The organism is Pseudomonas sp. NPDC087814, from assembly GCF_044742865.1.
Lineage (GTDB): Bacteria > Pseudomonadota > Gammaproteobacteria > Pseudomonadales > Pseudomonadaceae > Aquipseudomonas.
Genome location: NZ_JBIUVK010000013.1, coordinates 90,403 through 115,953, shown reverse-complemented (window position 1 = coordinate 115,953; position 25,551 = coordinate 90,403). Strand labels below are relative to the sequence as shown.

At 61.4% G+C, this 25,551-nt stretch carries 24 protein-coding genes, 1 other RNA gene and 1 pseudogene; 16 read left to right on the top strand and 10 right to left on the bottom strand.

All coding sequences use genetic code 11. The features are described 5' to 3' along the window. Positions 1-30: 30 nt before the first annotated feature. From ACIOMR_RS13155 to ACIOMR_RS13140, 4 genes are all read left to right on the top strand, one after another. Positions 31-240 carry a TIGR02449 family protein gene (locus ACIOMR_RS13155; RefSeq protein WP_003213954.1) on the top strand — a complete coding sequence of 70 codons (210 nt, stop codon included), beginning with the start codon at positions 31-33 and terminating at the stop codon, positions 238-240. Next, complete coding sequence (locus ACIOMR_RS13150) at positions 237-554, top strand: cell division protein ZapA (protein WP_003213956.1); 318 nt, start codon at positions 237-239, stop codon at positions 552-554. Before ACIOMR_RS13155 ends, ACIOMR_RS13150 begins: the two co-directional genes overlap by 4 nt. A gap of 30 nt (positions 555-584) precedes the next feature. After that, positions 585-763, top strand: a non-coding RNA gene (ssrS, locus tag ACIOMR_RS13145) — 6S RNA. A 56-nt stretch (positions 764-819) separates the two neighbouring features. Further along, positions 820-1,449, top strand: coding sequence for a 5-formyltetrahydrofolate cyclo-ligase (locus ACIOMR_RS13140; protein WP_102604083.1), 630 nt, complete (start codon positions 820-822; stop codon positions 1,447-1,449). Positions 1,450-1,456: 7 nt separating this feature from the next. Here ACIOMR_RS13140 and ACIOMR_RS13135 read toward each other — a convergent pair whose 3' ends face one another. After that, positions 1,457-1,606: a hypothetical protein gene (locus ACIOMR_RS13135; protein ID WP_003213959.1), complete on the bottom strand. Its 150-nt coding sequence runs from the start codon at positions 1,604-1,606 to the stop codon at positions 1,457-1,459. 196 nt (positions 1,607-1,802) lie between these two features. Here ACIOMR_RS13135 and ACIOMR_RS13130 point away from each other — a divergent pair, with 196 nt between their 5' ends. The 4 genes from ACIOMR_RS13130 (at position 1,803) to ACIOMR_RS13115 (ending at position 7,195) form a co-directional block, all read left to right on the top strand. Beyond that, positions 1,803-2,252, top strand: coding sequence for an EVE domain-containing protein (locus tag ACIOMR_RS13130; RefSeq protein ID WP_003213961.1), 450 nt, complete (start codon positions 1,803-1,805; stop codon positions 2,250-2,252). A gap of 140 nt (positions 2,253-2,392) precedes the next feature. Continuing rightward, positions 2,393-3,358: an HlyD family secretion protein gene (locus tag ACIOMR_RS13125; protein ID WP_003213963.1), complete on the top strand. Its 966-nt coding sequence runs from the start codon at positions 2,393-2,395 to the stop codon at positions 3,356-3,358. Continuing rightward, positions 3,355-6,075, top strand: coding sequence for a ribosome-associated ATPase/putative transporter RbbA (rbbA, locus tag ACIOMR_RS13120; protein ID WP_401194519.1), 2,721 nt, complete (start codon positions 3,355-3,357; stop codon positions 6,073-6,075). Before ACIOMR_RS13125 ends, rbbA begins: the two co-directional genes overlap by 4 nt. 1 nt (position 6,076) lies before the next feature. Continuing rightward, positions 6,077-7,195 (top strand): ABC transporter permease, encoded by a 1,119-nt coding sequence (locus ACIOMR_RS13115; protein ID WP_401194516.1) that lies wholly within the window; start codon positions 6,077-6,079, stop codon positions 7,193-7,195. 118 nt (positions 7,196-7,313) lie between these two features. Here ACIOMR_RS13115 and ACIOMR_RS13110 read toward each other — a convergent pair whose 3' ends face one another. Beyond that, a complete protein-coding gene (locus ACIOMR_RS13110; RefSeq protein WP_003213967.1) occupies positions 7,314-7,721 on the bottom strand; it encodes a flagellar basal body-associated protein FliL in 408 nt (135 codons plus the stop codon). A 149-nt stretch (positions 7,722-7,870) separates the two neighbouring features. Here ACIOMR_RS13110 and ACIOMR_RS13105 point away from each other — a divergent pair, with 149 nt between their 5' ends. The 3 genes from ACIOMR_RS13105 (at position 7,871) to glpT (ending at position 11,100) form a co-directional block, all read left to right on the top strand. Then, entirely contained in the window at positions 7,871-8,848 is a 978-nt protein-coding gene (locus tag ACIOMR_RS13105) for an NADPH:quinone oxidoreductase family protein (RefSeq protein ID WP_177054897.1), read from the top strand. Between the two features lie 76 nt (positions 8,849-8,924). Further along, positions 8,925-9,542 (top strand): flagellar basal body-associated protein FliL, encoded by a 618-nt coding sequence (locus ACIOMR_RS13100; protein ID WP_401194512.1) that lies wholly within the window; start codon positions 8,925-8,927, stop codon positions 9,540-9,542. Positions 9,543-9,762: 220 nt separating this feature from the next. Next, complete coding sequence (glpT, locus tag ACIOMR_RS13095) at positions 9,763-11,100, top strand: glycerol-3-phosphate transporter (RefSeq protein ID WP_093203852.1); 1,338 nt, start codon at positions 9,763-9,765, stop codon at positions 11,098-11,100. Here glpT and ACIOMR_RS13090 read toward each other — a convergent pair. Further along, positions 11,097-11,750, bottom strand: coding sequence for a gamma-glutamylcyclotransferase (locus ACIOMR_RS13090; protein WP_003213974.1), 654 nt, complete (start codon positions 11,748-11,750; stop codon positions 11,097-11,099). The genes glpT and ACIOMR_RS13090 overlap by 4 nt on opposite strands. Before the next feature lie 40 nt (positions 11,751-11,790). Next, entirely contained in the window at positions 11,791-14,184 is a 2,394-nt protein-coding gene (locus ACIOMR_RS13085; RefSeq protein WP_401194508.1) for a TonB-dependent receptor plug domain-containing protein, read from the bottom strand. A gap of 329 nt (positions 14,185-14,513) precedes the next feature. On the opposite strand from ACIOMR_RS13085, the gene ACIOMR_RS13080 reads away from it, so the two are divergent. After that, positions 14,514-14,990, top strand: a complete 477-nt coding sequence (locus ACIOMR_RS13080) for a sn-glycerol-3-phosphate transporter (protein ID WP_177009072.1) — start codon at positions 14,514-14,516, stop codon at positions 14,988-14,990. 151 nt (positions 14,991-15,141) lie between these two features. On the opposite strand, the gene ACIOMR_RS13075 is transcribed toward ACIOMR_RS13080, so the two are convergent. From ACIOMR_RS13075 to ACIOMR_RS13050, 6 genes and pseudogenes are all read right to left on the bottom strand, one after another. After that, a complete protein-coding gene (locus tag ACIOMR_RS13075; protein WP_003213981.1) occupies positions 15,142-16,110 on the bottom strand; it encodes a CDP-6-deoxy-delta-3,4-glucoseen reductase in 969 nt (322 codons plus the stop codon). Beyond that, entirely contained in the window at positions 16,110-17,576 is a 1,467-nt protein-coding gene (ubiD, locus tag ACIOMR_RS13070; RefSeq protein WP_003213983.1) for a 4-hydroxy-3-polyprenylbenzoate decarboxylase, read from the bottom strand. The genes ACIOMR_RS13075 and ubiD overlap by 1 nt, the downstream gene beginning before the upstream one ends. Positions 17,577-17,665: 89 nt before the next feature. Next, the gene (locus ACIOMR_RS13065) at positions 17,666-19,651 is read right to left on the bottom strand and encodes an acyltransferase family protein (RefSeq protein ID WP_401194505.1); all 1,986 of its coding nucleotides are present in this window, start codon (positions 19,649-19,651) and stop codon (positions 17,666-17,668) included. Positions 19,652-19,807: 156 nt separating this feature from the next. Then, a pseudogene (gene rho / locus ACIOMR_RS13060) lies at positions 19,808-21,066 on the bottom strand (transcription termination factor Rho). Between the two features lie 234 nt (positions 21,067-21,300). Continuing rightward, positions 21,301-21,630, bottom strand: a complete 330-nt coding sequence (gene trxA, locus ACIOMR_RS13055; protein ID WP_003213989.1) for a thioredoxin TrxA — start codon at positions 21,628-21,630, stop codon at positions 21,301-21,303. 121 nt (positions 21,631-21,751) lie between these two features. Beyond that, positions 21,752-22,447, bottom strand: coding sequence for a FadR/GntR family transcriptional regulator (locus ACIOMR_RS13050; RefSeq protein ID WP_003213991.1), 696 nt, complete (start codon positions 22,445-22,447; stop codon positions 21,752-21,754). Positions 22,448-22,702: 255 nt separating this feature from the next. Between ACIOMR_RS13050 and ACIOMR_RS13045 the strand changes: the two genes are divergently transcribed. The 4 genes from ACIOMR_RS13045 to ACIOMR_RS13030 are packed head-to-tail and all read left to right on the top strand — an operon-like array spanning position 22,703 to position 25,550. Further along, the gene (locus ACIOMR_RS13045; RefSeq protein ID WP_003213993.1) at positions 22,703-23,488 is read left to right on the top strand and encodes a transporter substrate-binding domain-containing protein; all 786 of its coding nucleotides are present in this window, start codon (positions 22,703-22,705) and stop codon (positions 23,486-23,488) included. A gap of 22 nt (positions 23,489-23,510) precedes the next feature. Continuing rightward, on the top strand, positions 23,511-24,179 hold the full coding sequence (locus tag ACIOMR_RS13040) for an amino acid ABC transporter permease (protein ID WP_003213995.1): 669 nt from the start codon (positions 23,511-23,513) through the stop codon (positions 24,177-24,179). Beyond that, a complete protein-coding gene (locus ACIOMR_RS13035; protein ID WP_003213996.1) occupies positions 24,176-24,826 on the top strand; it encodes an amino acid ABC transporter permease in 651 nt (216 codons plus the stop codon). The genes ACIOMR_RS13040 and ACIOMR_RS13035 overlap by 4 nt, the downstream gene beginning before the upstream one ends. Further along, the gene (locus ACIOMR_RS13030) at positions 24,813-25,550 is read left to right on the top strand and encodes an amino acid ABC transporter ATP-binding protein (protein WP_003213999.1); all 738 of its coding nucleotides are present in this window, start codon (positions 24,813-24,815) and stop codon (positions 25,548-25,550) included. Before ACIOMR_RS13035 ends, ACIOMR_RS13030 begins: the two co-directional genes overlap by 14 nt. The last annotated feature ends 1 nt before the right edge of the window (position 25,551 follow it).

The following is a 25,551-nucleotide window of genomic DNA, read 5'->3' as shown; positions in this document are numbered from 1 at the left end:
CATTCATCAGACAAAATCCAGTGGAACCCAATGGAAGACACCGACCTGCAAGCGCTGATGGCCAGACTCGAGCTGCTAATTAACCGGGTCGAGCAACTTAAGAGCCAAAACGGACTCCTATTAGCTCAGGAAAAGACCTGGCGCGAGGAACGCGCTCACCTCATTGAAAAAAACGAAATCGCCCGGCGTAAGGTCGAATCGATGATTTCGCGCCTGAAGGCCCTGGAGCAAGACTCATGAGTTCAAGCAATAGCGTCACCGTGCAGATTCTCGACAAAGAATATTCGATCATCTGCCCCCAGGAAGAACGCAGCAACCTGGTGAGCGCTGCCCGCTACCTGGACGGCAAGATGCGCGAAATCCGCAGCAGCGGCAAAGTCATCGGCGCCGATCGCATCGCCGTGATGGCCGCCCTGAACATTACCCACGATCTGCTGCATAAGCAGGAACGGCCTGACGTGCAGGCCAGCGGCTCGACGCGCGAGCAGGTGCGCGACCTGCTGGAGCGGGTCGATCTGGTACTTTCTACCGATCCAGAGCCACCCAAGGGCTGATTGCGGCGTCGGTTTCGGGTATACTCGCCCCACTCCCTGGCGTGCTTGCCAGTCGGCGATGTCCCTGAGCCGATTCGCACTACCCTGGAAGTTACACGTTGGGCTGGTGTGCATGTCCGCTAGACGGAAAGCCTTAAAGCCTACTGTTTCTTCCACCTTGAACTTTCGGGTTCAAGGGCTAAGTCGACAGCGGTTCTGTCGGGGAGCCTGATTCCCAAATCCAATGCCAGTCCCAGGACTGGCATTGTTTTATGAGCCGAAAACCATGACCGAACCTGCGCCGCTTTCACGCCCGCAACTTCGACGCATGCTGCGCAAAGCCCGCCGCGCCCTGACGCCAAGCGAGCAACGCCAGGCCGCCCTGGGCCTGTATCGGCAACTGGCACAGCACCCGCTGTTTCGCCGGGCCAAACACCTATCCTTATATCTACCGACGGACGGTGAAATCGATCCGCGCCTGCTGCTGCGCGCTGCACAGCGCCGGGGCAAGGCGACGTACCTGCCGGTGCTCAGTGCATGGCCGCGAACCAAGATGGTATTCCAGCGAGTGCGCCCCGGCGAAAAGCTGAGGCCCAACCGTTTTCGCATCCTCGAGCCCCAGGTAAATGCCAGCCGGCAACGCAAGGTCTGGGCGCTGGACCTGGTGCTGCTGCCACTGGTTGGCTTTGATGATGTGGGCGGACGGTTGGGCATGGGCGGCGGGTTTTATGACCGCAGCCTGGCCTACATGGCCCGCCGGAAATCCTGGCGCAAGCCGACGCTGTTGGGCCTGGCCCATGAATGCCAGAAGGTCGAACGATTGGCACAGGCAAGCTGGGATGTACCGCTTGAGGGCACAGTCACCGATAAGGATTGGTATATAGCAGAGACGCTACTGGAATCAGCAGCGCCTTGAAGACGGGTCAGCGTTTGAACGGTTGCGGCTGTTGCTGTGCGAGTTCAATCGGTGCGTCAGTCTTGTTCGACCACAAGCTCTGCGCATAGCCGGTGGTCACAACGCCCAGGCCGAACAAAATAACCAAAATCCATAGTAAATCCGGTTTGCGTTTCATCGATTGCCCCCCTTCAGGCATCTTGCACACGATGACAGCAACGTTCCATTAGTAGTCCGTGCCAGCTGCGTCAAGCTCAAAACCCCGGCATTCTGCGTTAACGTGAACCAACACGCAAACCTTGACGCCAACCGACTGTCGGTTTGTCATAAAATTGCAGGACAACTTTCCCAATCGACTTTTGAGGAGCGAAAACATGGCCTATTGGCTGATGAAATCCGAGCCCGATGAACTGTCCATCAAGGGCCTGGAAAAGCTCGGCGAGGCCCGGTGGGACGGGGTGCGCAACTACCAGGCGCGGAACTTCCTGCGGGCGATGGCGGTGGGTGACCAGTTCTTCTTCTACCACTCCAGCTGCCCGGAACCGGGGATTGCCGGCATCGGTAAAATCGTCGAGGCAGCCTACCCGGACCCGACCGCGCTGGAGCCCGACAGTCATTATTTCGACGCCAAGGCCAGCCCTGAAAAAAACCCGTGGAGCGCGATCAATGTTGCCCACGTCGAGACCTTTGCGAAGGTCCTGGGGCTGGGCTATCTGAAACAGCAAACCGCCCTCGCCGAGTTGCCCCTGGTGCAAAAAGGCAGCCGCCTTTCGGTGATGCCGGTCACCGCCGAGCAATGGGCCGCCGTACTCGGCCTGCGCTGAAACAGCAGAACCCTGCGGTCACGCCCATGGCGCATGCATCTGCGCGCCAACCGGGTTAGGCTGGCGCTTCATTTGACCCGCATCAAGGGCCTCCGGGCAGGATCGGTCAAACTAGGACGCTAACGCCGCAGGATGCACCCATGTCGACGAACCACCGTACCTCCCATCTTTTCGCCATTCCATTGATTGTCTTGCTGCTGGCCGCCGGCGGCTTCGGCTATTGGCAATCCACCCAGGACCGCCTGCCCGAAGGCTTGAGCATGGGCAATGGCCGGCTGGAATCGACTGAAGTGCAGATCGCCGCCAAGATCCCCGGGCGCCTCGCCGAAGTGCGGGTGGACGAAGGCGACAAGGTGCTCAAGGGCCAACTGCTGGCGCGCATGGACACCCGCACCCTGGAAGCCCAGCGCGCCCAGGCCGAAGCCGAAGTGCTGCGGGCCAGGGAGAATTTCGCTGCTGCCGAAGCCAATGTGCAACTGCGCCGGAGCGAACAACTGCTGGCCAGCCAGGAACTCAAGCGCACCCAGGAGCTGTACAAGCGCGGCTTCGCCAGCGGCCAGCTGATCGACCAGCAGCAGGCCCGGCAAAACACCGGCAACGCTGCCGTGGTCGCCGCCCAGGCCCAGGTCAATTCGGTAAAGGCCGCCATCGGCGCCGCCCAGGCTCAGGTCGCCCAGCTCACCAGTGAAATCGAAGACAGCAGCCTGCGGGCGCCTATCGACGGCATCATCCAGCTACGCCTGGCCGAACCCGGCGAAGTGCTCGGCGCGGGTGGTCGCGTGTTGCTGCTGATCGACCCCAACGACCAATACATGAACCTGTATCTGCCCGCTTCGGTAACCGGCGCCCTGACCGTCGGCAGTGAGGCGCGGATCGTCCTCGACGCCCTGCCGAAGCAACCGCTGCCGGCGAAAATCAGCTTCGTCGCCGCCAAGTCGCAGTTCACCCCCAAGGAAGTGGAAACCCGCGACGAACGTCAGAAGCTGGTGTTCCGGGTCAAGCTGCGCCTGACCCAACCAAGCGCCGTGCCCCAAGCCAAACCGGGCATGCCCGGCGCCGGCTATGTGCGCACCGCTGACCTGGACTGGCCGGCCAACCTGCAATGAGCGGCCTGGCGCTGCACGCCACGGGGATCAACCATCGCTACGGCAAGCAACAGGCGCTGATCGACATCGCCTTCAGCCTGCCTGCCGGCACACGCTGCGGCCTGATCGGCCCGGACGGCGCCGGCAAGTCGAGCCTGCTGGGCTTGATCGCCGGGGTCAAAAAGCTTCAACAGGGCGAGCTGGAAGTACTCGGCGGCTCCATCGAAGACCGCCGCCACCGCAACAGCCTGTACCCGCGCATCGCCTTCATGCCTCAAGGCCTGGGCGGTAACCTTTACCCCGAGCTGTCCATCAGCGAAAACATCCGGTTCTTTGCCACGCTGTTCGGCCTGTCAAAAGCCGATTGCGACCAGCGCATGCACAACCTGCTGCTGGCCACCGACCTCGCACGCTTCGCCGAGCGACCTGCCGGCAAGCTCTCCGGCGGCATGAAGCAGAAGCTCGGCCTTTGCTGTGCGCTGATCCACGACCCGGACCTGTTGATCCTCGACGAACCCACCACCGGGGTCGACCCATTGTCCCGTCGACGCTTCTGGGAACTGGTGGAAACCGTACGCAGCGAACGCCCGCAGCTCACACTGCTGGTGGCCACCGCCTACATGGAAGAAGCCGAGCAGTTTGAACACTGCCTGATGCTCGACCGCGGCAAGCTGATCGCCGACGGCCTGAGCAGCGAACTGGCCGCCGCGACGCCCAGCGGCAAACTGGACGAAGCCTTCACCCATTTCCAGGGCGACAGTGCCCATAACAATGAACCGCTGGTGATTCCGCCCCGGCAAAGCGACAACACCGACATCGCCATCGAAGCCCACGACCTGACCTTGCGCTTCGGCGACTTCACGGCAGTCAACAAGGTCAGCTTCGCGATTGGCCGGGGCGAGATCTTTGGTTTCCTCGGCTCCAACGGCTGCGGCAAGACCACCACCATGAAAGTCCTCACCGGGTTGATGCCCGCCACCGAGGGCACCGCCACGCTGCTGGGCAACCCGGTCAACGCCAAGGACCTGGCCACCCGCAAGCGCGTGGGTTTCATGTCGCAAAGCTTCTCGCTGTACGGCGAACTCAGCGTGCGCCAGAACCTGGTGCTGCATGCGCAGTTGTTCGACCTGCCCAAGGCCGAGAGCGGCCAGCGCATCGACGAATTGATCAAGCGTTTTGACCTGGGCGACGTTGCCGAGCAGCCGTCCGGCGAGTTGCCGCTGGGCCTGCGCCAGCGCTTGTCCCTGGCGGTGGCGGTGCTGCACCGCCCGGAAGTGCTGATCCTCGATGAGCCGACCTCGGGCGTCGACCCGGCCGCGCGGGATGACTTCTGGCGGCTGCTGATCGAACTGTCCCGGGAACAGGGCGTGACGATCTTCCTGTCCACCCACTTCATGAACGAAGCCCAGCGCTGCGACCGCATCTCGCTGATGCACGCGGGCAAGGTGCTGGCCTGCGACACGCCGGACGCGCTGCAACAGCAGTTCCACGGCGAAACCCTGGAAGCGGCGTTCGTCACCTGCCTCGAACAGGCCCAAGGCGCGCCCGAAGCGGCCACCGCGCCCTCCGAAACCGTCAGCGAACCCATGGCCCCACCCGTCAGCAAACGCGGGTTCAGCGTCGCCCGCCTGTTGGCCGTGGCCAGCCGCGAAGGCAAGGAACTGCTGCGGGACAAAGTGCGCATGGCCTTCGCCCTGTTGGGGGCGATTTTCATGATGGTGATCTTCGGCTACGGCATTTCCCTGGACGTGGAGAAACTCGCCTTCGCCGTCTACGACCAGGATCAGACGCCGCAAAGCCGGGCCTATCTGGAGGCCTTTCGCAGTTCGCGCTATTTCGCCGAACAGCCGCCGATCACTGACTCCAACGAACTGCACAAACGCCTGCAACGCTCGGAAATCAAACTGGCGCTGGAGATTCCGCCAGGGTTCGGCCGCGATCTCTACGCCGGCCGCCAACCCGCCGTGGCCGCCTGGCTCGATGGCGGCATGCCGTTCCGTGCGGAAACCAGCCGCAATTATGTCGAGGCCGTGCACCAGGCCAACCTCCAACAACTGGCCGAACTGAACAGCACACCACTGAATCAGCAAGCGGCCGCCAAACTGGAAACCCGCTTTCGCTACAACCAGGACGTGGTCAGCGTGAACGCTATCGGTCCCGGCGTGATGGCGCTGATCCTCGCGTTTATCCCGGCGATGCTCACGGCCCTGGGGATCGTGCGCGAGAAGGAACTGGGCTCCATCACCAACTTCTACGCCACACCCCTGACCCGCCTGGAATTCCTGTTGGGCAAGCAGGCGCCATACCTGGCCGTGAGCCTGATCAACCTGGGCCTGCTGGTGGCGATGAACCGCTGGCTGTTCGGCGTGCCGTTCAAGGGCAGCGGCGTGACCCTGGCTTTCGGCGGCCTGCTGTATGTGCTGGCCACCACCAGCATGGGCCTGCTGATTTCCGCGTTCACCCGCACCCAGATCGCAGCGATCCTCGGCACCATGATCATCACCAGCCTGCCGACCATCCAGTTCTCCGGGCTGATCGTGCCGCGCTCGTCCCTGGAAGGCGCCGCCGCGTTGATGGGCATGTTGTTCCCGGCGGGCTACTTCCTCGACATTGCGGTGGGCACCTTTACCAAGGCCCTGGACCTGCGTCAGCTATGGCCACAGTGCCTGGCGCTGTTCGGGTTTTTCCTGGGGTTCACCGGGCTGAGCCTGATCATGCTCAAGAAGCAGGAGGCCTGAGATGCACAAGTTCGCCCATATCCTGCGCCTCGGCATCAAGGAACTGACCAGCCTGCGCCACGACAGCGTGTTGCTGCTGTTCCTGTTCTACGCCTTTACCGTCGCCATCTATATGCCCGCCGCCGGCTCGGTGATCGGCGTGCGCAACGCCAGCGTGGCCTTTGTGGATGAAGACCACAGCGCGCTTTCCCGGCAACTGGCCGAAGCGCTGCAACCGCCGGAATTCCAGACGGCGGTGCCGTTGCCGTACGACCAACTGGACAAGGTGATGGACAGCGGCCAGTACACCTTCGTGATCAACGTGCCGGCGAATTTCCAGGCCGACCTGTTGGCCGGGCGCCAGCCGGGGGTGCAGGTCAACGTCGATGCCACGGCCATGAGCCAGGCATTCATGGGTGCCGGGTATATCGGGCGGATTTTCCAGCGGGAATTGCTGACCTATGGCAACCAGGCCGATGCCGCCCAAAAGGCGCCGGCGCTGCTGACCACCCGGGCGCTGTTCAATACCAACCTGGAAGGCGGCTGGTTTCTGGCGGTGATCCAGATCGTCAACAACATCACCATTCTCGCCATCGTGCTGACCGGCACCGCGCTGCTGCGTGAGCGCGAACACGGCACCCTCGACCATTTGCTGGTGCTGCCGCTGACTGCGCTGGAAATCATGCTGGCGAAAATCTGGAGCAACATGCTGGTGGTGGTGCTGTGCACCTGGCTGTCGCTGGAAGTGGTGGTGAAAGGCTTGCTCGGCGTGCCGCTGGCCGGGTCGCTGACTTTGTTTTTGCTGGTGACGGCGCTGTACCTGTTTGCCAGTACTGCCCTCGGCATCTTCCTCGCCACCCTCGCCCGCTCGACGCCGCAGTTTGGCCTGCTGGCGATCCCGGTGATTATCCCGATGCTGCTGTTGTCCGGCGGCAGCACGCCGCTGGACAGCATGCCGCAGTGGTTGCAATGGGTGATGCAGGGCTCGCCGTCGACGCACTTTGTGAGCCTGAGTGCGGCGATTCTGTTCCGGGATGCGGGTGTGAATGTGGTGTGGCCGGACTTGCTGGCGCTGGCGGGGATTGGGTTGCTGTTCTTTGCGGTGGCGTTGGCGCGGTTCAGGAAGAGCCTGGCTTCCTGAGGTGTCTGTCAGGGCCTCTTCGCGAGCAAGCCCGCTCCCACACTTGACCGAGTTCTAACATGAGAATGCGGTTAAATGTGGGAGCGGGCTTGCTCGCGAAGGGCGCGAAGCGACCGGCTTACTGGATGATCAGGTTGTTGAACAACAGATCCTCAACCTGCGGCTTGCCGGTTTCGTCGTTCATCACTTGCTGGGTCTGCTTCAGGGCTTCCTGGCGCAGTTTTTCCTTCCCATCAACGCTGCTCATGGTGTCGTTGGTCTGCTGGGTAAACAGCGCCACCAACTGGTTGCGAATCAGCGCGTCGTTGGCTTTCACGGCAGCGGCTGCCTCGGGACCGGTGACCCGCAGGGCGATATCCGCCTTGAACACCCGCAGCTTCGCGGTGCCATCCAGGCCGTAGTTACCGACAAACGGCGGGCTCAGGCTGATATAGCTGACCTTCGGCGCTTCGCCTTCTTTGGCTTCTTCGGCCAGGGCTGCCGTCGGCAGTGTCAGGGCCAGCATCAACAGGATCCACGCTTTCACAGTTCATTCCTCAATTCGGTTGCCCAGTAGCATAACGCTAGCAGCCCTGAGCACAAGCTTATGGCGACTTATCAGGCCGGGGCATGCTCGTTGACCCGTCGCCCTGCCCACCTACACTTATCGGCCAACACGCCAAAAGGAATAGTCCGATGAAAGCTGTGCTGTGCAAAGCCTTCGGCCCCGCCGAAACCCTGGTGCTGGAAGACGTCGAAAGCCCGGCGATCAAGAAGAACGAAATCCTGTTGGACGTGCATGCGGCCGGGGTCAATTTCCCGGACACCCTGATCATCGAGGGCAAGTACCAGTTCAAGCCGCCCTTCCCGTTTTCGCCGGGCGGTGAAGCGGCAGGCGTGATCAGCCAAGTCGGTGAGAACGTCAGCCACCTGAAGGTCGGTGACCGGGTGATGGCCCTGACCGGCTGGGGCAGCTTCGCCGAGCAGGTCGCAGTGCCGGGCTACAACGTGCTGCCGATCCCGCCGAGCATGGACTTCAACACCGCCGCCGCCTTCAGCATGACCTACGGCACGTCGATGCACGCCCTGAAGCAACGGGCCAACCTGCAACCCGGGGAAACCCTGCTGGTGCTCGGTGCCTCCGGCGGCGTCGGCCTGGCTGCGGTGGAAATCGGCAAGGCCATGGGCGCCCGGGTGATCGCCGCGGCCAGCAGCGCCGACAAGCTGGCGGTGGCCAAGGCTGCCGGTGCCGATGAGTTGATCAACTACAGCGAAGCCAGCCTCAAGGACGAGATCAAACGCCTTACCGGCGGCAACGGCGTGGATGTGATCTACGACCCGGTGGGCGGCGACCTGTTTGACCAGGCCATTCGCGGCATCGCCTGGAATGGCCGGCTGCTGGTGGTGGGCTTTGCCAGCGGGCGCATTCCTGAGTTGCCAGTAAACCTGGCGCTGCTCAAGGGTGCAGCGGTGGTCGGGGTGTTCTGGGGTTCGTTCGCCCAGCGCCAGCCGCAGGACAATGCCGCCAACTTCCAGCAACTGTTCGGCTGGTTCGCCGAGGGCAAGTTGAAGCCGCTGGTGTCCCAGGTGTACCCGCTGGAGCAGGCGGCGCAGGCGATCAACGACCTCGGCCAGCGCAAGGCTGTGGGCAAGGTCGTGGTGCAGCTACGCTGACTATTGTTTCATTTTGTCCGCGGAGTGCCTGGGCCCATGATCGGCCGAGGCACTCACTCACTGGCAGGAATGAATAATGGTCACACCGCTGCGCGCGCTGTTTCTGGGGTTGTTGATGATGGTGTCGGCTCACGCCTTTGCCCATAAAGAGTGCAAGGATGTACGCGGGCTGAACAACGTGACGGTGCTGATCGTGCGCCATGCGGAAAAACCCGATGAAGGTCCGTTGCTGAGCCCCAAGGGCGAACAACGGGCGGCGGCCTACGCCAGCTATTTCGACCCGCTGCTGTTGAACGGCATCTCCATGGTGCCCCAGCGGCTGATCGCTACCAGCGACAGCAAGGAAAGCTCTCGCCCTCGCCTGACCCTGACACCCCTGGCCCAGCGCCTGCAGCTCCCGCTTGAAACCCCCTACTCAGACGATCAAGTCGGCAAGCTGGTGAAGTCCCTGCGCAAGTCCAACCAGGCGCAGACCGTGTTGATCGCCTGGCATCACGGGCATATCGACAAGTTGATCGAGGCCTTCGGCGGTGACGGCGCGGCGCTGACCGGCATGAAGAAATGGCCGGAAAATGTGTATGACTGGCTGATCGTGTTGCGCTTCGACGACCAGGGTCAACTGGTGGAATCCCGCAGCCAGAAGATCCAGGAACACCTGCTTCCAGGTGATATCGCAGCCGCCAACGGCAACTGAACCGAATCACTGCCTGTGGTAAGGGAGTTTGCTCCCTCACCACAGCTTCTTGGCATTCCCGCCTGAAAACGCCCCTCACTTGTCTCTAAGCGACATGTTCGTAAAAGAACATGCAATTGCACTCAATTCCTATGCCCGCAGATAAGAGGCGGTGCTATTTTCGGTAACGAAACTGTAACATTCGCATCCGCAGTCAAAACAAGAAATCTGGAGCTCTTGAATGTTTGCTTTCTTCCGTCCTGCCGCACATCAGGCGCCCCTGCCTGAAGAAAAAATAGACAGCACGTACCGACGCCTGCGCTGGCAGATCTTCGCCGGTATTTTCTTCGGTTACGCCGGGTACTACCTGCTGCGCAAGAACTTCTCCCTGGCCATGCCGTACCTGATCGACGAGGGTTACACCCGTGGCCAGCTGGGCCTGGCAATGTCGGCGATCGCAATTGCCTACGGCCTGTCCAAGTTCCTCATGGGCCTGGTGTCCGACCGCTCCAACCCGCGCTACTTCCTGCCCTTCGGCCTGTTGGTGTCCGCCGGGGTGATGTTCATTTTCGGTTTCGCACCTTGGGCTACCTCCAGCGTGACCATGATGTTCATTCTGCTGTTCATCAACGGTTGGGCCCAGGGCATGGGCTGGCCGCCAAGTGGGCGAACCATGGTGCACTGGTGGTCGCAGAAGGAACGCGGCGGTGTGGTTTCCGTATGGAACGTGGCGCATAACGTCGGCGGCGGCTTGATCGGCCCGCTGTTCCTGCTGGGCATGGCCTGGTTCAACGACTGGCACGCGGCGTTCTACGTCCCGGCCACCGTGGCCCTGCTGGTGGCGGCGTTTGCCTTCATCACCATGCGCGACACCCCGCAATCGGTGGGCCTGCCGCCTATCGAGCAATACAAGAACGACTACCCGGAAGGCTACGACGCCAGCCACGAGGACGAATTCAGCGCCAAGGAAATCTTCGTCAAGTACGTGCTGCGCAACAAAATGCTCTGGTACATCGCCTTCGCCAACGTCTTCGTCTACCTGCTGCGCTACGGCGTGCTGGACTGGGCACCGACGTACCTCAAGGAAGCCAAGCACTTCGACGTGGATAAAACCTCGTGGGCGTACTTCTTCTACGAGTGGGCGGGCATTCCGGGCACGCTGCTGTGCGGCTGGATGTCGGACAAGATCTTCCGTGGCAACCGTGGCCTGACCGGCATTGTGTTCATGGGCCTGGTCACCGTGGCGACCCTGGTTTACTGGCTCAACCCGCCGGGCAACCCGATGGTCGACATGATCGCGCTGTTCTCCATCGGCTTCCTGATCTACGGTCCGGTGATGCTGATCGGCCTGCAGGCGCTGGAACTGGCACCGAAAAAAGCCGCCGGTACCGCAGCGGGCTTTACGGGCTTGTTCGGTTACCTGGGTGGTTCAGTGGCAGCGAGTGCGGCCATGGGCTACACCGTTGACCATTTCGGCTGGGACGGTGGTTTCGTATTGCTGATCGGCGCGTGCCTGCTGGCCATCGCGTTCCTGATCCCCACCTTGTGGCACACCAATAGCGTCAGTACCGCACGTTAATCGTCGGAACAGCCTTTGGAACACCGCTTGAGCCGCGCCTCCAGATTCTTGTCTGGCATGGCGTGGCTACGCAGGGCGTTGACGGTCTGCTCGACATAATCGCGCGTAGTGCCGTAACGCCCGCAAGCGCTCTGCAACACGTGATTCAGCACGATGTCGGGCAAATTGCCGGCATAACTGGGCAGGTGCCGTTCCAGGACAAATCCCAATGCCTGCACCTGGCTGCCATCTTCCAGACGACAGCTGAGCCAGTGCGGCCGGTACGAGGGATACGGCATCTCGCGCTGCCACAGGGCATACAGCGAGGCCTCCAGTTGATCTTCCGGCAAGCGGTAGGCAAACCCGCTGCACGAGCCGCCGCGATCCAGGCCAAACACCAACCCCGGTATTTCCGGCGTGCCCCGGTGCTCATGGGACCACAGGTACAAGCCCCGGTGATAACCGTGGACCCGCGCCCGCATCCGCTGTGTCGACGAACATTCAGGCCGCCAGATCAGCGAACCGTAAGCGAATAGCCAGACCGGCCCACCCTTGTGCAGCGCCATGGTGGCTTGCATCGAGCTCATCAACTGTTCGTGAGTGAGTTGCGGCCCCAGATCGAGCCGCGGAGGGTAAGCCAATTGCAAAAGATCAGATTCAATGGCGGTCATGGCAGATCGCTTAGGTCTCCTTTGTTGTTACGAGAAGCTGTTACCAGTTGTAAGCAACTTTACCGTAATAGAACGCGCCGCTGTAACCGTACGGCGAAAAAGTGCTATAGGCCAAATTGCCACCACTGCTGGCGTAGGCATTGAGTTTTTCCGGGTATTTGTCGGTGACGTTGTCGCCGCCAACGGTGAAGGTCCAGTTTTTCAGCTTGTAGTCGGCTGACAGGTCCAACAGCCAGGCGGCCTTGAAGCTCTGGTCGTTGGTCGGGTCGGCCTGGTAGCTGGTGAATGAACCATAGCGCACCAAATTACTGTGCAGCGCCCAGTTGCCGAAACTCAGGTCGTTGCCCAGGCTCAGCTTGTGCTGTGGCGTGGTATCGCCCAGCAGGCCGATGCGCTCGCGACGGTCCACCCGAACCAGGCTCGCGCCCAGGCTATCCAGCACGGACGGGTTGGCTTTTACGTCGGTGACCTTGGTGTGGTTGTAGTTGTAGCCCACGGTGCTGTTCCAGCGCACACCGTTGTCCAGTTGGTAGCGATAGTTGGCCACCAGGTCGACGCCATTGGTGGTGGTGTCGGTGGCGTTGGTGAAGTAGCGCACGGTGGTGTAGTTGATGTTGCCGACGCCATTGGCCTGCAGATACGCGAGCGCAGCCGGGTTCTTGCTCAGGTCCAGGTTGGAGGACAGGCTGATGCGGTCGCTGATGTCGATACGGTAGACATCGGCGGTCACGGTCAGGTTGTCGGTCGGCTCCAGCACCAGGCCGAGACTGTAGTTGCGGGACTTCTCGGCTTTCAGGTCTTCAGCGCCGAGCAGGCGCGCCACCTGGCTGTTGGCCGGGAAGGTGCCGGCTTCCTGGATGGTGTTGCCGATCAGTTGCGACGAGGTGTAGGCGAAGTTTTGCTGGGCCAGGGACGGCGCACGGAAACCGTTGGAAACACTGCCGCGCAAGGCCACTTGCGGGGTGAAGTCGTAACGGGCGGAGAGCGAGCCGCTGACGTTGGAGCCAAAATCACTGTAGTCCTCGTGGCGCACGGCGGCGGAGGCACTGAGTTTTTCGGTGAAGTTGGTTTCCAGGTCCAGGTACTGCGCCCAGTTGTGGCGCGTGCTGGTGCCGGCGTCGGAATCACGGAAGCCGCCCAGGCCCGAGCTGCCGGTCTGGTAGTAGGACGCCGGGTCGCCCGCCTTGATCTGGTAACCCTGGTCCAGGTATTCGCCGCCAAACGCCACCGACACTGGATACGGCAACCAGCCCAGGCTGAATTCCCGCGACAGGTCCAGGCTGAGTTGCTTCTGGTCATTGACCAACGTGCCGTTGTCGAACTTGCGCGGCGTGGCCAGGCCCAGCGAGGTGTTGATGGTTTCGGTACCGATCTGGTACTGGTTCTTGCCGTAGTTGACCGACACATCGTAGTGCCAGTCATAGGCCAACAACCCGCGCAGGCCGACCGCCAGGGACGTGTCTTCCACGTCACCGCGAATCAGCGGCAGGTAACCGTTGGGGTTGAGCGCAGGAATGTTGTTGCTCGCGTTGCTGGCCCGGTAGAACGCCGCCGTCTCGCCGCGGGTCTTGCTGTAGCCGCCAAACGCATAGAACTCGGCCGCATCACTGAAGGAATATTCCGAGTTGAGAAACAGCTTGCCCTGGTCGGTGGCCGGCTCGCCCTGGCGGAACACCCGCCGGCCGTAGGTCGTCGAACCAACGCTGCCCGGACGCAGGTCCTTGCCGGCGCGGTTGGTGTAATCGTTGTCGGCGCCTTCGGCAGAGATGTTGATAAACCCGTTATCGCCCAGCGCCACACCGGTGTTGCCGCTGAGGTTGCGCTGGATACCGTCGCCCTTCTTGTACTCACCAAACTTGCTGGTGATCGAGCCGCCGTGGTCGTCATGCTTGAGGATCACGTTGATCACCCCGGCAATCGCATCGGAGCCGTAGCGGGCCGATGCGCCGTCACGCAGCACCTCGATATGGTCGACCGCCGACAACGGGATCGCATTCAAATCCGCCGGCGCCGAGCCACGCCCAACCGCACCGCCGAGATTGACGAAGGCACTGGTGTGGCGACGCTTGCCGTTGACCAGCACCAACACCTGGTCCGGTGACAGGCCACGCAGCTGCGCCGGGCGCACCAGTTCGGCACCGTCTACCAGGCTCGGGCGTGGAAAGTTGATGGAAGGAATCAATCGGGCCAACACCGCGCCCAACTCATCAGAGCCGGTGCTGCGCAAGGTGTCGCCGGAAATCACATCGATAGGTGACAACGAGGCACTGGCGGTGCGCTCTTGGGCGCGGGTGCCGGTGACAATGACTGTATCGAGTTTGGGTACATCGGCAGTGGCCGTTTCGGCGGATGCCACTGGACTGAATCCCACAGCGGTCAGCAAATTAGCCGACAAAATCGCCGTGTACAGCAGGTGCTGCTTGTTGCTCCCCATACCGCTCCCCTTGGAATCAAAAGCCAGAACGTCAATGCTCTGAGCTCGTACGATCGATCCGTGTGGCGGACGGTGGCGGTCATTTATTGGTTATTGGCAGAAAGTCGGTAGTCCGTTGGCATATAGCTTAATGATATTTATGTAACAAATTAAATACCTTTAAAGAATAAGCGAATGCATAAGCCCAGGCCGCTCCGCTCATCAGGATTGGCTGCCTCAATCCCTGTAGTTTCAGCGCAGGTTCAGCCTGGGGGCACGCTGAGCCTTCAAAATAGGCGCCTGTCACGACCCACCTGGCCGCCAACCGAATCGACTACCGAGGTCACTCCATGAAATACCGACTGCCCAGCCTGTTGTTCCTGGCACAGGCCACCACCGCCCTGGCGGCGGAAGTGCCGACCCAGGACGAAAAAGGCTTCTGGTATGCCCAGACGAGCGTCTACACCCGGCATTTTGCGCCGGACAAGGACCACAACAACAACCAGGACCTGATCGGCCTGGAGCGCAATGAAGCGTCAGGCCTGGTGTATGGCGGGGCGACGTTTCGCAACTCGTTCAGCCAGCGTTCGTACTACGCCTATGCCGGCAAACGCTACGACATGCCCGATTACCCGGTGTACTTGAAGCTGACAGGGGGTTTGATCCAGGGCTATCGCGGCAAGTACCGCGACAAGATTCCGCTGAATGGACTGGGGGTAGCGCCGGTGATCATCCCCTCGGTGGGCACCCACTACGGGCCGGTCGCCGCCGAGCTGGTGTTGCTCGGGTTCAATGCGGCGATGGTGACCACGGGCGTTCGTTTCTGATCGAGCCGCTGAAGGGCTTCTGTGGCGAGGGAGCTTGCTCCCGCTGGGTCGCGAAGCGGCCCCTGAAGTTCATGCGGTCTTTCAGATAGATCCCAGCGACTGTTTCGGGGCTGCTGCGCAGCCCAGCGGGAGCAAGCTCCCTCGCCACACGTTACGGACGGGGTGCGTAGGCAAATACGTCAGCACGCATCTGGTGTGCATCCATGCCGGCCTCGACCAGCGCATCCAGGGTGCCGTAGATCATCGCCGGTGAACCGCTGGCGTAGACATGCACGGCCTTGAGGTCGCTGATGTCTTCGCACACCGCTTCATGCAACAGCCCGCAGCGCCCTTCCCAGCCACACAGGTCGCTGACCACTTTGTGCAGGAACAGGTTGGGCAGTTGCAGCCACTGGTCCCAGTGCTCGATGTCGTAGAAGTCTTCCGGTCGACGTACCCCCCAATACAGATGCACCGGGTGCTTGAAGCCACTGGCGCGACAGTGCTCGATCAGGCTATGCATCTGGGCCATGCCGGTGCCGGCGGCGATCAGCACCAGCGGCCCGTCGGGCAGTTCCGCCAGGTGGGTGTCGCCAAACGGCATTTCGATGCGTGCCATCTGGTTGCGCTGCAACTGCTCCAGCAGGCTGCGGGCGCTGTCTTCCCGGGCCAGTACGTGCAATTCCAGCTCGCGCCCGGCGTGAGGCGCCGAGGCCAGGGAGAACGCCGACTTCTCGCCGTTTTCCCGCTCGATCATCAGGTACTGCCCGGCGTGGTAGCGCACCGCCTTGCCGGCCGGAGCCCGCAGGCGCACGCGCCAGACGTCACCGCCCACCTCGACGCATTCACTCAGTTGGCAAGACAGTTTGCGCACCGGCAATTCTCCCGGCGCCAGCACGCCATCCCACAACACAATGCAATCTTCCAGCGGTTCGGCAATGCAGGTATAGAACTCGCCATGGTCACGCACCTCACCGGCTTGCTGCACCCGGCCTTCCACCAGCAGCGCCGCGCACACGTGGCACACGCCATTGCGGCAGGCCTGGGGGCAATCGTAGCCCAGGCGGCGCGCGCCCTCGAGGATCCGCTCGCCGGGCGTCAGTTCAAGTACCGCACCGGAAGGCTGCAGGGTTACACGCATCAATCTATTCCTAATTCTTTCCAGAGCGCATCGACACGGGCTGTGACCGCTTCGTCCTTGACGATCACGCGGCCCCATTCGCGGGTGGTTTCACCCGGCCATTTATGGGTGGCGTCCAGGCCCATTTTCGAGCCGAGGCCCGATACCGGGGAAGCAAAGTCGAGGTAGTCGATCGGCGTGTTGTCGATCATCACCGTGTCGCGCTTGGGGTCCATGCGCGTGGTGATGGCCCAGATCACGTCGTTCCAGTCCCGGGCGTTGATGTCGTCGTCGGTGACAATAACGAACTTGGTGTACATGAACTGTCGCAAAAACGACCACACACCCAGCATTACCCGCTTGGCGTGGCCGGGGTACGACTTCTTCATCGTCACGATGGCCATGCGATACGAGCAGCCTTCGGGCGGCAGGTAGAAATCAGTGATTTCCGGAAACTGCTTTTGCAGGATCGGCACAAACACTTCGTTCAACGCCACGCCGAGGATCGCCGGCTCATCCGGCGGGCGGCCGGTGTAGGTGCTGTGGTAGATCGGCTTGATCCGGTGGGTGATGCGCTCGACGGTGAACACCGGGAAGCTGTCGACTTCGTTGTAGTAGCCGGTGTGGTCGCCGTAGGGGCCTTCATCGGCCATCTCGCCCGGGTGAATCACGCCTTCGAGGATGATTTCGGCGGTGGCCGGCACTTGCAGGTCGTTACCGCGGCATTTCACCAGCTCAGTGCGATTGCCGCGCAACAGGCCGGCGAAAGCGTACTCGGACAGGCTGTCGGGCACCGGCGTGACGGCGCCGAGGATGGTCGCCGGGTCGGCGCCCAGGGCCACGGAAACAGGGAATGGCTGGCCGGGATGCTTTTCGCACCACTCACGGAAATCCAGGGCGCCGCCACGGTGGCTCAGCCAGCGCATGATGACCTTGTTGCGGCCGATCACTTGCTGACGGTAGATGCCGAGGTTCTGGCGGTCCTTGTTCGGGCCCTTGGTGACGGTCAGGCCCCAGGTGATCAGCGGGCCGACGTCGCCAGGCCAGCAGGTCTGCACGGGGAGCATGCCGAGGTCGACGTCATCGCCTTCGATCACCACTTCCTGGCAGACCGCGTCTTTCACGACCTTGGGGGCCATGGCAATGATCTTGCGGAAGATGGGCAGCTTCGACCAGGCGTCCTTCAGACCCTTGGGCGGCTCCGGTTCCTTGAGGAAGGCCAGCAGCTTGCCGATCTCGCGCAGTTCGCTGACCGACTCGGCGCCCATGCCAAACGCCACGCGGTCGGGAGTGCCGAACAGGTTGCCGAGCACCGGGATATCAAAGCCCACCGGGTTTTCGAACAGCAGCGCCGGGCCCTTGTTGCGCAAGGTGCGGTCGCAAATCTCAGTCATCTCCAGGACCGGGGAAATCGGCACCTGGATACGTTTCAACTCTCCGCGCTGCTCAAGTTGCTGCACGAAATCCCGAAGATCCTTGAATTTCATTAACCATGCCACCCGTAAAATAGGCGTACATCCTACCTGCTCTTACGGTCGCTGGCAGCTTATTGAGCAGCATTGCCGACGACACAGACTCAAAGAGCCGATGCCTGGGTTTCATCGCGCAAGGCTTTGAACAAGGGTTCAAGAAACGCCTCGACATACCGCGAACCAACCGCCGAGAGGTGATTGTCGTCGGTGTACAGCGACTGACCGTCCAGTTCCACCCGGCACCAGTCATTCGCACTGCATAACTTGGGCGCCGGATCCATTACCGTTACCCCGGGATCAGCCGCCGCCATGCGCTCGAATACGCTGCTGATATAGGCCTGGCGCTGGAGGTGCTCATCCAGGGGCATGCCTTCTTTGTCGGTGGGCCGGCCGAGCATCGCCAGGCGACTCAGGCGGTAAGGCGGACTGAATTCCTGCAGGGGGACTTCCTTGACCAGCCACACCCGATGGCCGCTGGCGCGCAATTGCTGCACAAGGGCGCCCAGACTTTCAGCGAAGCGCCGCTCGGCGAAGGCGCGGTCATAGGTTCCGGTCGCCGGGTCCAGCAACGAAGCCTCGGTGTCACCATCGCGCTGCCCATAGACATACAGGCTCCAGCGCGCCACCAGCACCACGTCGCTAAAGGTTTCCTTGCCGAGCAACTGCGTGACCTGCTGGTTAAAGGCCAGGCAGCCCGGAACGCTTTCCTTGCGATTAAACGGCAGGCAACCGGCATAACCTGCCTGCGTGACGCTGACACCGTACTTGCTGGCGCCGTCTCGCAACGCCGGAACCAGCGCCGTGGCATGGCTATCGCCCCAGACCAGCGCGCGCGTCGGCGCGGACTGAGGCCCGAAATGACAAAATCCATGGTGGCGATTTTTCCCACCATCCACCAGGCAGGCCATAAGGTCCGGGCTCCACTCGCGCGCCTGGGCAAATTGCAGCGCCTCGGGCGACAGGCGCCAAGGCAAGCCCTTCGTCAAGACCAGGCCTTTGCCGAGCAGTCCCACCCCAAGCAGCGCGATACCCGCCGCCACCAGGATTTGCTTGCGCCCTGCCAACAGCCGACGTTCACGGAACGGCGCCTCGACAAACCGCCAGGACGCATAACCCAGCACCAGGCTCAACACAAACAGTGCACCAAGCTCCCACGGGCCCAGCCCGTCGACACTGGCGTACTTGCCAAACACGTACACCGGCCAGTGCCACAGGTACCAGGAGTAGGAGATCAGGCCAATCCCCACCAGCAAGCGGCTACCCAGCAGCTTGCTCATCAGGGTAGTTTGCTGGCCGTTGGCCCAAATCAGGCAGACCACGCCCACCACCGGCAACAGCGCTGCGGCGCCGGGAAACGGCGTGCTCGGGTCATACGCGAAGACCGCCAGCAGGATCAGGCCGAGGCCGGCAAGGCTGACGGCCTGCGCCAACGCCGGGCTGGCGCGGTACTCGCGTACCGGCATTACCGCCAGCATTGCACCCGCCAACAGCTCCCAGGCACGCATCTGCAGCAGGAAAAAGGCTCGTTCCGGAGCGTGGGCCACCGCCCATGTACTCATGCCGAATGACACCAGCAACAACACGAACAGCGCCGTGCGCCAATATTTGAGCCGGCTCGACAGCAGTGTCAGCAGGAGTGGGAAGAGGATGTAGAACTGTTCTTCAACCGACAATGACCAGGTATGCAGCAATGGTTTGATATCGGAGGCCACATCAAAGTAACCGTCCTGACGCATGAAAAACAGGTTGGAGATAAACACCACCTGGTTATGTATCGAGCGCCCCAACTCGCTGTAATCCTTTGGCGCCAGCAGGAACCAGCCCACCACCAGCGCGCCGAGCATCATCACGAACAGTGCCGGCAGGATACGCCGCGCTCGCCTGGCCCAGAAGCTGACAAAACTGAAACGGCCGGCCTCACGCTCGCGCCAGATGATCGAGGTGATCAAGTAGCCGGAGATCACGAAAAACACGTCGACGCCGACAAAGCCGCCGGTAAAGCCCGGTACACCAAAATGAAACAGCACAACAGCGAGCACAGCTATGGCACGCAGGCCGTCAATGTCCCTGCGATAAGCGAGAATGGTCATAAAATCTTGTAATTTGCCTGATCGGATGGACAGCGAGTGTAGTCACACACGCGAATTTGTTTCTAAACAGACACACACTAAAGCCAAAACTCCTTTTCCAGAAACAAAAAAAATGGCGCCCCATGGGGCGCCATCCTTTTTGACCGAAGCGTCGTGTTACTTGCGCTTCATCGACAGGAAGAACTCGTCGTTGGTCTTGGTGGTTTTCAGCTTGTCGATCAGGAACTCGATGGCCGCAACTTCGTCCATCGGGTGCAGCAGCTTGCGCAGGATCCACATGCGCTGCAGTTCGTCATCGGCGGTCAGCAACTCTTCGCGGCGCGTGCCGGAACGGTTGATGTTGATGGCCGGGAACACCCGCTTCTCGGCGATACGACGGTCCAAAGGCAGTTCCATGTTGCCGGTACCTTTAAACTCTTCGTAGATCACTTCATCCATCTTCGAACCGGTTTCAACCAGTGCGGTGGCGATGATGGTCAGCGAGCCGCCTTCTTCGATGTTCCGCGCAGCGCCGAAGAAACGTTTCGGTTTCTCCAGGGCGTGGGCATCGACACCACCGGTGAGCACCTTGCCGGAGCTTGGGATCACGGTGTTGTAGGCACGGGCCAGACGGGTGATGGAGTCGAGCAGGATCACCACGTCTTTCTTGTGTTCGACCAGGCGCTTGGCCTTCTCGATCACCATTTCGGCAACCTGCACGTGGCGGGTTGGCGGCTCATCGAACGTCGAGGCAACCACTTCGCCGCGCACGGTGCGCTGCATTTCGGTTACTTCTTCCGGACGCTCATCGATCAGCAACACGATCAGGTGAACTTCAGGGTTATTACGGGCGATGTTCGCTGCGATGTTCTGCAGCATGATGGTCTTGCCGGCTTTCGGCGGGGCCACGATCAGGCCGCGCTGGCCTTTGCCGATCGGGGCACACAGGTCGATGACACGACCGGTCAAGTCTTCGGTGGAACCGTTGCCGGCTTCCATCTTCATGCGCACGGTCGGGAACAGCGGCGTCAGGTTCTCGAAGAGAATCTTGTTTTTCGCGTTCTCGGGACGATCGTAGTTGATCGTGTCGACCTTGAGCAGGGCGAAATAACGCTCGCCTTCCTTTGGAGGCGGATCTTGCCAACGATGGTGTCACCGGTGCGCAAGTTGAAGCGACGGATCTGGCTCGGCGAGACGTAGATATCGTCTGGGCCGGCGAGATAGGAAGCGTCTGCAGAGCGGAGGAAGCCGAAGCCGTCCTGGAGAATCTCCAGCACGCCATCACCGGAGATTTCCTCGCCGCTTTTCGCGTGCTTTTTCAGCAGGGAGAAAATCACGTCCTGCTTGCGCGAACGGGCCATATTTTCTATGCCCATCTGTTCGGCCAATTCGAGCAGTTCGGTAATCGGCTTTTGCTTGAGTTCAGTCAGATTCATATAGGAATGACGTAATCATTTATGGAGGGGGGGAAATTAAGCTTTTGGCTTAATGAGGCCGCGCCGCAGAGAAGGCGACAGGATCGCGTACTAATCGAAAAGGAGAGCGTCGGCGACGGCTTGCAGGGGGCAGTGGAGAAACCAGTGCGGGGCCGAATGTACCACCTGAGTTTCAGAGCGTCTAGCCCTGTTTCACGAAAAAGCCCCGCAAATTGCGGGGCTTTTTGAGGACGCTTAGATATTGGCGTCGAGGAAAGCTTGCAGCTGGGACTTCGACAGCGCGCCGACCTTGGTGGCCTCGACGTTGCCGTTCTTGAACAGCATCAGGGTCGGGATACCACGCACGCCGTGCTTGGCCGGAGTTTCCTGGTTGTCATCGATGTTCAGCTTGGCAATGGTCAACTTGCCTTCGTAAGTGGTGGCAATGTCGTCCAGGACCGGAGCGATCATTTTGCAAGGACCGCACCACTCAGCCCAGTAGTCAACCAGCACCGGGCCCTGGGCCTTCAGTACTTCGGCCTCGAAGGTCGCGTCGGTGACGTGCTTGATAAGATCGTTGCTCATGGATGTCTCCGGGTTGTAAGCAAAAAAAACGTTGCCCATCATAGCCGCCCTTCCCGCGTTCAGGAAGCTGCAGCTGATTGACTCTTCCTATGATGGCGCATGAGTTTGGGTATAGCCCAACTCATGGGGTTACGGGAGTGATGAAGGCAATCCCTGTACGCAACGCCGCGTTACGCACATGTTCCTGCATGCTTTTCTGCGCCGCCCCGCTGGCGCGTCGGGCCAGGGCACGGAGGACCTTGCGGTGCTCCTGCCAGGTCTCCATGGCCCGCTCCGGCCGGATGAACGGTAGTTTCTGGCTCTCCAGGAACACCTCGGCACTGGCGCTGAGGATGCTCACCATCGCCTGATTGCCGCTGGCCAGCAGGATGCGCCGGTGGAATTCGAAGTCCAGCCGGGCGGCTGCCTCGAAATCACCGGCCTTCAGCTCCTTGCGCATCGCCTCGACGTTATCTTCCAGGATGTCCAACTCCCCGGTGGTCAGCGTCACCGCCGCCAGCCCCGCCGCAAAACCTTCCAGGGCGTAGCGCAGTTGAAAGATATCCAGCGGCGTCGCCTGTGCCGTAAACGGCCAGGCCAACCCCGGCAGCTCTTCGGCCGCTTGCACGAACACGCCCTTGCCCGGCTGCACACTTACCACGCCCAAGGCACTGAGGGACGACAAGGCTTCACGCAAAGAGGCCCGGCTCACGCCCAATTGCAGCGCCAGGTCGCGCTGGGAGGGCAACGCATCACCCGGCCCGAAGCCCTCGTCAGCGATCAATTTGCGGATGGCCTGTAGCGCCACTTCCGGTACGGCTTGGGCGATGGAATTCATAAGAAACTCAGGTTTCCAGTCAACTGAGCGGCTAGTTGTAAAGCTATTCGCAGCGCCCGGCAAGCCACGCCCCAAAGGGGCTCGCGCGGTTTTGACGGCGCTCGAAAAGGGTGCAGAAAACCCAGTAACTGTTCAGACCAGTAAGACCGCCAAGACTCAACAGCCACCGGCTCTGGCGCGAAATACGGCGGTGCTGGCATGGGCTGTGCACTGGCAAAAACCGGAAAATCCTTTCGTCCTTTTCGGAGAGTCGCCATGACCAAGCGTTGCAGCGCCCTGCTCACTGCCCTGTTTGCCAGCCTGATGCTGAGCCAGGCGCCCGCCCAGGCCAACGGTCTGGACGATATCGTCGCCCGTGGCACCCTCAAGGTGGCCGTGCCCCAGGATTTCCCGCCGTTCGGCTCGGTCGGCCCGGACATGAAGCCCCGCGGCCTGGACATCGACACCGCAAAGCTTTTGGCCGACCAGCTCAAGGTCAAGCTTGAACTGACCCCGGTCAACAGCACCAACCGCATCCCGTTCCTCACCACCGGCAAGGTCGACCTGGTGATTTCCAGCCTGGGCAAGAACGCCGAGCGCGAGAAGGTCATCGACTTCTCCAAGGCCTACGCGCCCTTCTACCTCGCCGTATTCGGCCCTCCCGATGCGCCGATCAGCACCGTTGACGACCTCAAGGGCAAAACCATCAGCGTGACCCGTGGCGCCATCGAAGACATCGAGCTGACCGCCGTGGCGCCTAAAGAGGCGACGATCAAGCGCTTTGAAGACAACAACTCGACCATCGCCGCCTACCTCGCCGGCCAGGTGGACCTGATCGCCAGCGGCAACGTGGTGATGGTGGCCATCAGCGAACGCAACCCCAAGCGCGTGCCGGCACTGAAGGTGAAGCTCAAGGACTCGCCGGTGTACGTGGGCGTGAACAAGAACGAGCCGGCGCTGCTGGACAAGGTGAACCAGATCCTGGTCGCGGCCAAGGCCGACGGCAGCCTGGAAAAGAATGCATTGCAGTGGCTCAAAGAGCCGCTGCCGGCTGATCTCTGAGCGCGGTAACGAGGATTAGCCTATGGCCTATCAATTCGACTTTGTGCCGGTCCTGGCCAATACCGATCTGTTGCTGCGCGGCGCGCTGTTCACACTTGAACTGACCGCCATCGGTGCAGTACTGGGCGTGGCGCTGGGAATCGTCGGCGCCGTGGTGCGGGCGTGGAAGATCCAGCCGTTCAGTTGGATCTTCGGGGTGTACGTCGAGTTGATCCGCAACACGCCGTTTCTGGTGCAGTTGTTTTTCATCTTCTTCGGCCTGCCGTCCCTCGGCCTGAAAATCACCGAATGGCAGGCGGCAGTGCTGGCGATGGTGATCAACCTGGGGGCGTACTCCACCGAGATCATCCGCGCCGGGATCCAGGCGATCCCCCGCGGGCAACTGGAAGCGGCGGCCGCGCTGGCGATGACACGTTTCGAGGCGTTCCGCCATGTGGTGTTGCTGCCCGCGCTGGGCAAGGTCTGGCCGGCCCTGAGCAGCCAGATCATCATCGTGATGCTCGGCTCGGCGGTCTGCTCGCAGATCGCCACCGAGGAACTGAGCTTTGCCGCCAACTTTATCCAGTCGCGCAACTTCCGCGCCTTTGAAACCTATGCGCTGACGACCCTGGTCTACCTGTGCATGGCGCTGATGATCCGCCAATTGCTGAACTGGATCGGCCGGCGCTATGTCATGAGGAACGCCCGATGAGTGATTTTTCGTTCTGGGACATCGTGCGCAACCTGCTCACCGGTTTGCAGTGGACCTTGCTGCTGTCGCTGGTGGCGTTCATCGGCGGCGGCGTGATCGGTTTGCTGGTGATGACTATGCGCATCAGCACCAAGGCGTTCCCGCGCAATGTCGCCCGCACCTATATCGAACTGTTCCAGGGCACGCCGCTGTTGATGCAACTGTTCCTGGTGTTCTTCGGCATCGCCTTGCTCGGCGTGGACATTTCGCCCTGGCTGGCGGCGGCGATTGCCTTGACCCTGTTCACCAGCGCCTACCTGGCCGAAATCTGGCGTGGCTGCGTCGACTCCATCGCCCACGGCCAATGGGAGGCGTCCGCGAGCCTGGCCCTGAACCCGCTGGAGCAATTGCGCTACGTGATCCTGCCCCAGGCCCTGCGCATTGCCGTGGCGCCAACCGTGGGTTTCTCGGTGCAAGTGGTCAAGGGCACCGCCGTGACCTCGATCATCGGCTTCACCGAGCTGACCAAGACCGGCGGCATGCTCGCCAACGCTACCTTCGAACCCTTCATGGTCTATGGCCTGGTGGCGCTGGGTTACTTCCTGCTCTGCTATCCCTTGTCCCTCAGTGCGCGCTACCTGGAAAGGAGACTGCATGCCTCTGCTTAGAATTTCCGCCCTGCATAAGTATTACGGCGATCACCACGTCCTCAAGGGCATTGACCTGAGTGTCGAAGAGGGCCAGGTGGTGGCGATCATCGGTCGCAGCGGCTCGGGCAAATCCACCCTGCTGCGCACCCTCAATGGCCTGGAGTCGATCAACGACGGCGTGATCGAGGTCGACGGCGAATACCTCGACGCCGCCCGCGCCGACCTGCGCACCCTGCGGCAGAAAGTCGGCATGGTGTTCCAGCAGTTCAACCTGTTCCCACACCTGACGGTGGGCGAAAACGTCATGCTTGCGCCGCAAGTGGTGCAGAAAGTGCCGAAAGCCAAGGCCGCACAATTGGCGCGACAAATGCTCGAGCGCGTTGGGCTGGGGGAGAAGTTCGACGCGTTCCCTGATCGTTTGTCCGGCGGCCAGCAGCAGCGGGTAGCAATCGCCCGGGCTCTGGCGATGTCGCCCAAAGTGCTGCTGTGCGATGAAATCACCTCGGCCCTGGACCCGGAGCTGGTCAACGAAGTGCTCAGCGTAGTGCGCCAACTGGCCAAGGATGGCATGACACTGATCATGGTCACCCATGAGATGCGTTTTGCCCGGGAAGTGGGTGACAAGCTGGTGTTCATGCACCAGGGCAAGGTGCATGAAGTGGGCGACCCGAAAATCCTGTTTGCCAATCCGCAGACCGCCGAGCTGGCCAACTTCATTGGTTCGGTGGAGCGCACGGACTGAG

Bases quoted from the DNA above. Each gene is read 5' to 3' on its own strand.
- ACIOMR_RS13155 (WP_003213954.1), top strand. From the start codon at position 31: ATGGAAGACACCGACCTGCAAGCGCTGATGGCCAGACTCGAGCTGCTA.
- ACIOMR_RS13150 (WP_003213956.1), top strand. From the start codon at position 237: ATGAGTTCAAGCAATAGCGTCACCGTGCAGATTCTCGACAAAGAATAT.
- ACIOMR_RS13140 (WP_102604083.1), top strand. From the start codon at position 820: ATGACCGAACCTGCGCCGCTTTCACGCCCGCAACTTCGACGCATGCTG.
- ACIOMR_RS13135 (WP_003213959.1), bottom strand. From the start codon at position 1,606: ATGAAACGCAAACCGGATTTACTATGGATTTTGGTTATTTTGTTCGGC.
- ACIOMR_RS13130 (WP_003213961.1), top strand. From the start codon at position 1,803: ATGGCCTATTGGCTGATGAAATCCGAGCCCGATGAACTGTCCATCAAG.
- ACIOMR_RS13125 (WP_003213963.1), top strand. From the start codon at position 2,393: ATGTCGACGAACCACCGTACCTCCCATCTTTTCGCCATTCCATTGATT.
- rbbA (WP_401194519.1), top strand. From the start codon at position 3,355: ATGAGCGGCCTGGCGCTGCACGCCACGGGGATCAACCATCGCTACGGC.
- ACIOMR_RS13115 (WP_401194516.1), top strand. From the start codon at position 6,077: ATGCACAAGTTCGCCCATATCCTGCGCCTCGGCATCAAGGAACTGACC.
- ACIOMR_RS13105 (WP_177054897.1), top strand. From the start codon at position 7,871: ATGAAAGCTGTGCTGTGCAAAGCCTTCGGCCCCGCCGAAACCCTGGTG.
- ACIOMR_RS13100 (WP_401194512.1), top strand. From the start codon at position 8,925: ATGGTCACACCGCTGCGCGCGCTGTTTCTGGGGTTGTTGATGATGGTG.
- glpT (WP_093203852.1), top strand. From the start codon at position 9,763: ATGTTTGCTTTCTTCCGTCCTGCCGCACATCAGGCGCCCCTGCCTGAA.
- ACIOMR_RS13090 (WP_003213974.1), bottom strand. From the start codon at position 11,750: ATGACCGCCATTGAATCTGATCTTTTGCAATTGGCTTACCCTCCGCGG.
- ACIOMR_RS13085 (WP_401194508.1), bottom strand. From the start codon at position 14,184: ATGGGGAGCAACAAGCAGCACCTGCTGTACACGGCGATTTTGTCGGCT.
- ACIOMR_RS13080 (WP_177009072.1), top strand. From the start codon at position 14,514: ATGAAATACCGACTGCCCAGCCTGTTGTTCCTGGCACAGGCCACCACC.
- ACIOMR_RS13075 (WP_003213981.1), bottom strand. From the start codon at position 16,110: ATGCGTGTAACCCTGCAGCCTTCCGGTGCGGTACTTGAACTGACGCCC.
- ubiD (WP_003213983.1), bottom strand. From the start codon at position 17,576: ATGAAATTCAAGGATCTTCGGGATTTCGTGCAGCAACTTGAGCAGCGC.
- ACIOMR_RS13065 (WP_401194505.1), bottom strand. From the start codon at position 19,651: ATGACCATTCTCGCTTATCGCAGGGACATTGACGGCCTGCGTGCCATA.
- trxA (WP_003213989.1), bottom strand. From the start codon at position 21,630: ATGAGCAACGATCTTATCAAGCACGTCACCGACGCGACCTTCGAGGCC.
- ACIOMR_RS13050 (WP_003213991.1), bottom strand. From the start codon at position 22,447: ATGAATTCCATCGCCCAAGCCGTACCGGAAGTGGCGCTACAGGCCATC.
- ACIOMR_RS13045 (WP_003213993.1), top strand. From the start codon at position 22,703: ATGACCAAGCGTTGCAGCGCCCTGCTCACTGCCCTGTTTGCCAGCCTG.
- ACIOMR_RS13040 (WP_003213995.1), top strand. From the start codon at position 23,511: ATGGCCTATCAATTCGACTTTGTGCCGGTCCTGGCCAATACCGATCTG.
- ACIOMR_RS13035 (WP_003213996.1), top strand. From the start codon at position 24,176: ATGAGTGATTTTTCGTTCTGGGACATCGTGCGCAACCTGCTCACCGGT.
- ACIOMR_RS13030 (WP_003213999.1), top strand. From the start codon at position 24,813: ATGCCTCTGCTTAGAATTTCCGCCCTGCATAAGTATTACGGCGATCAC.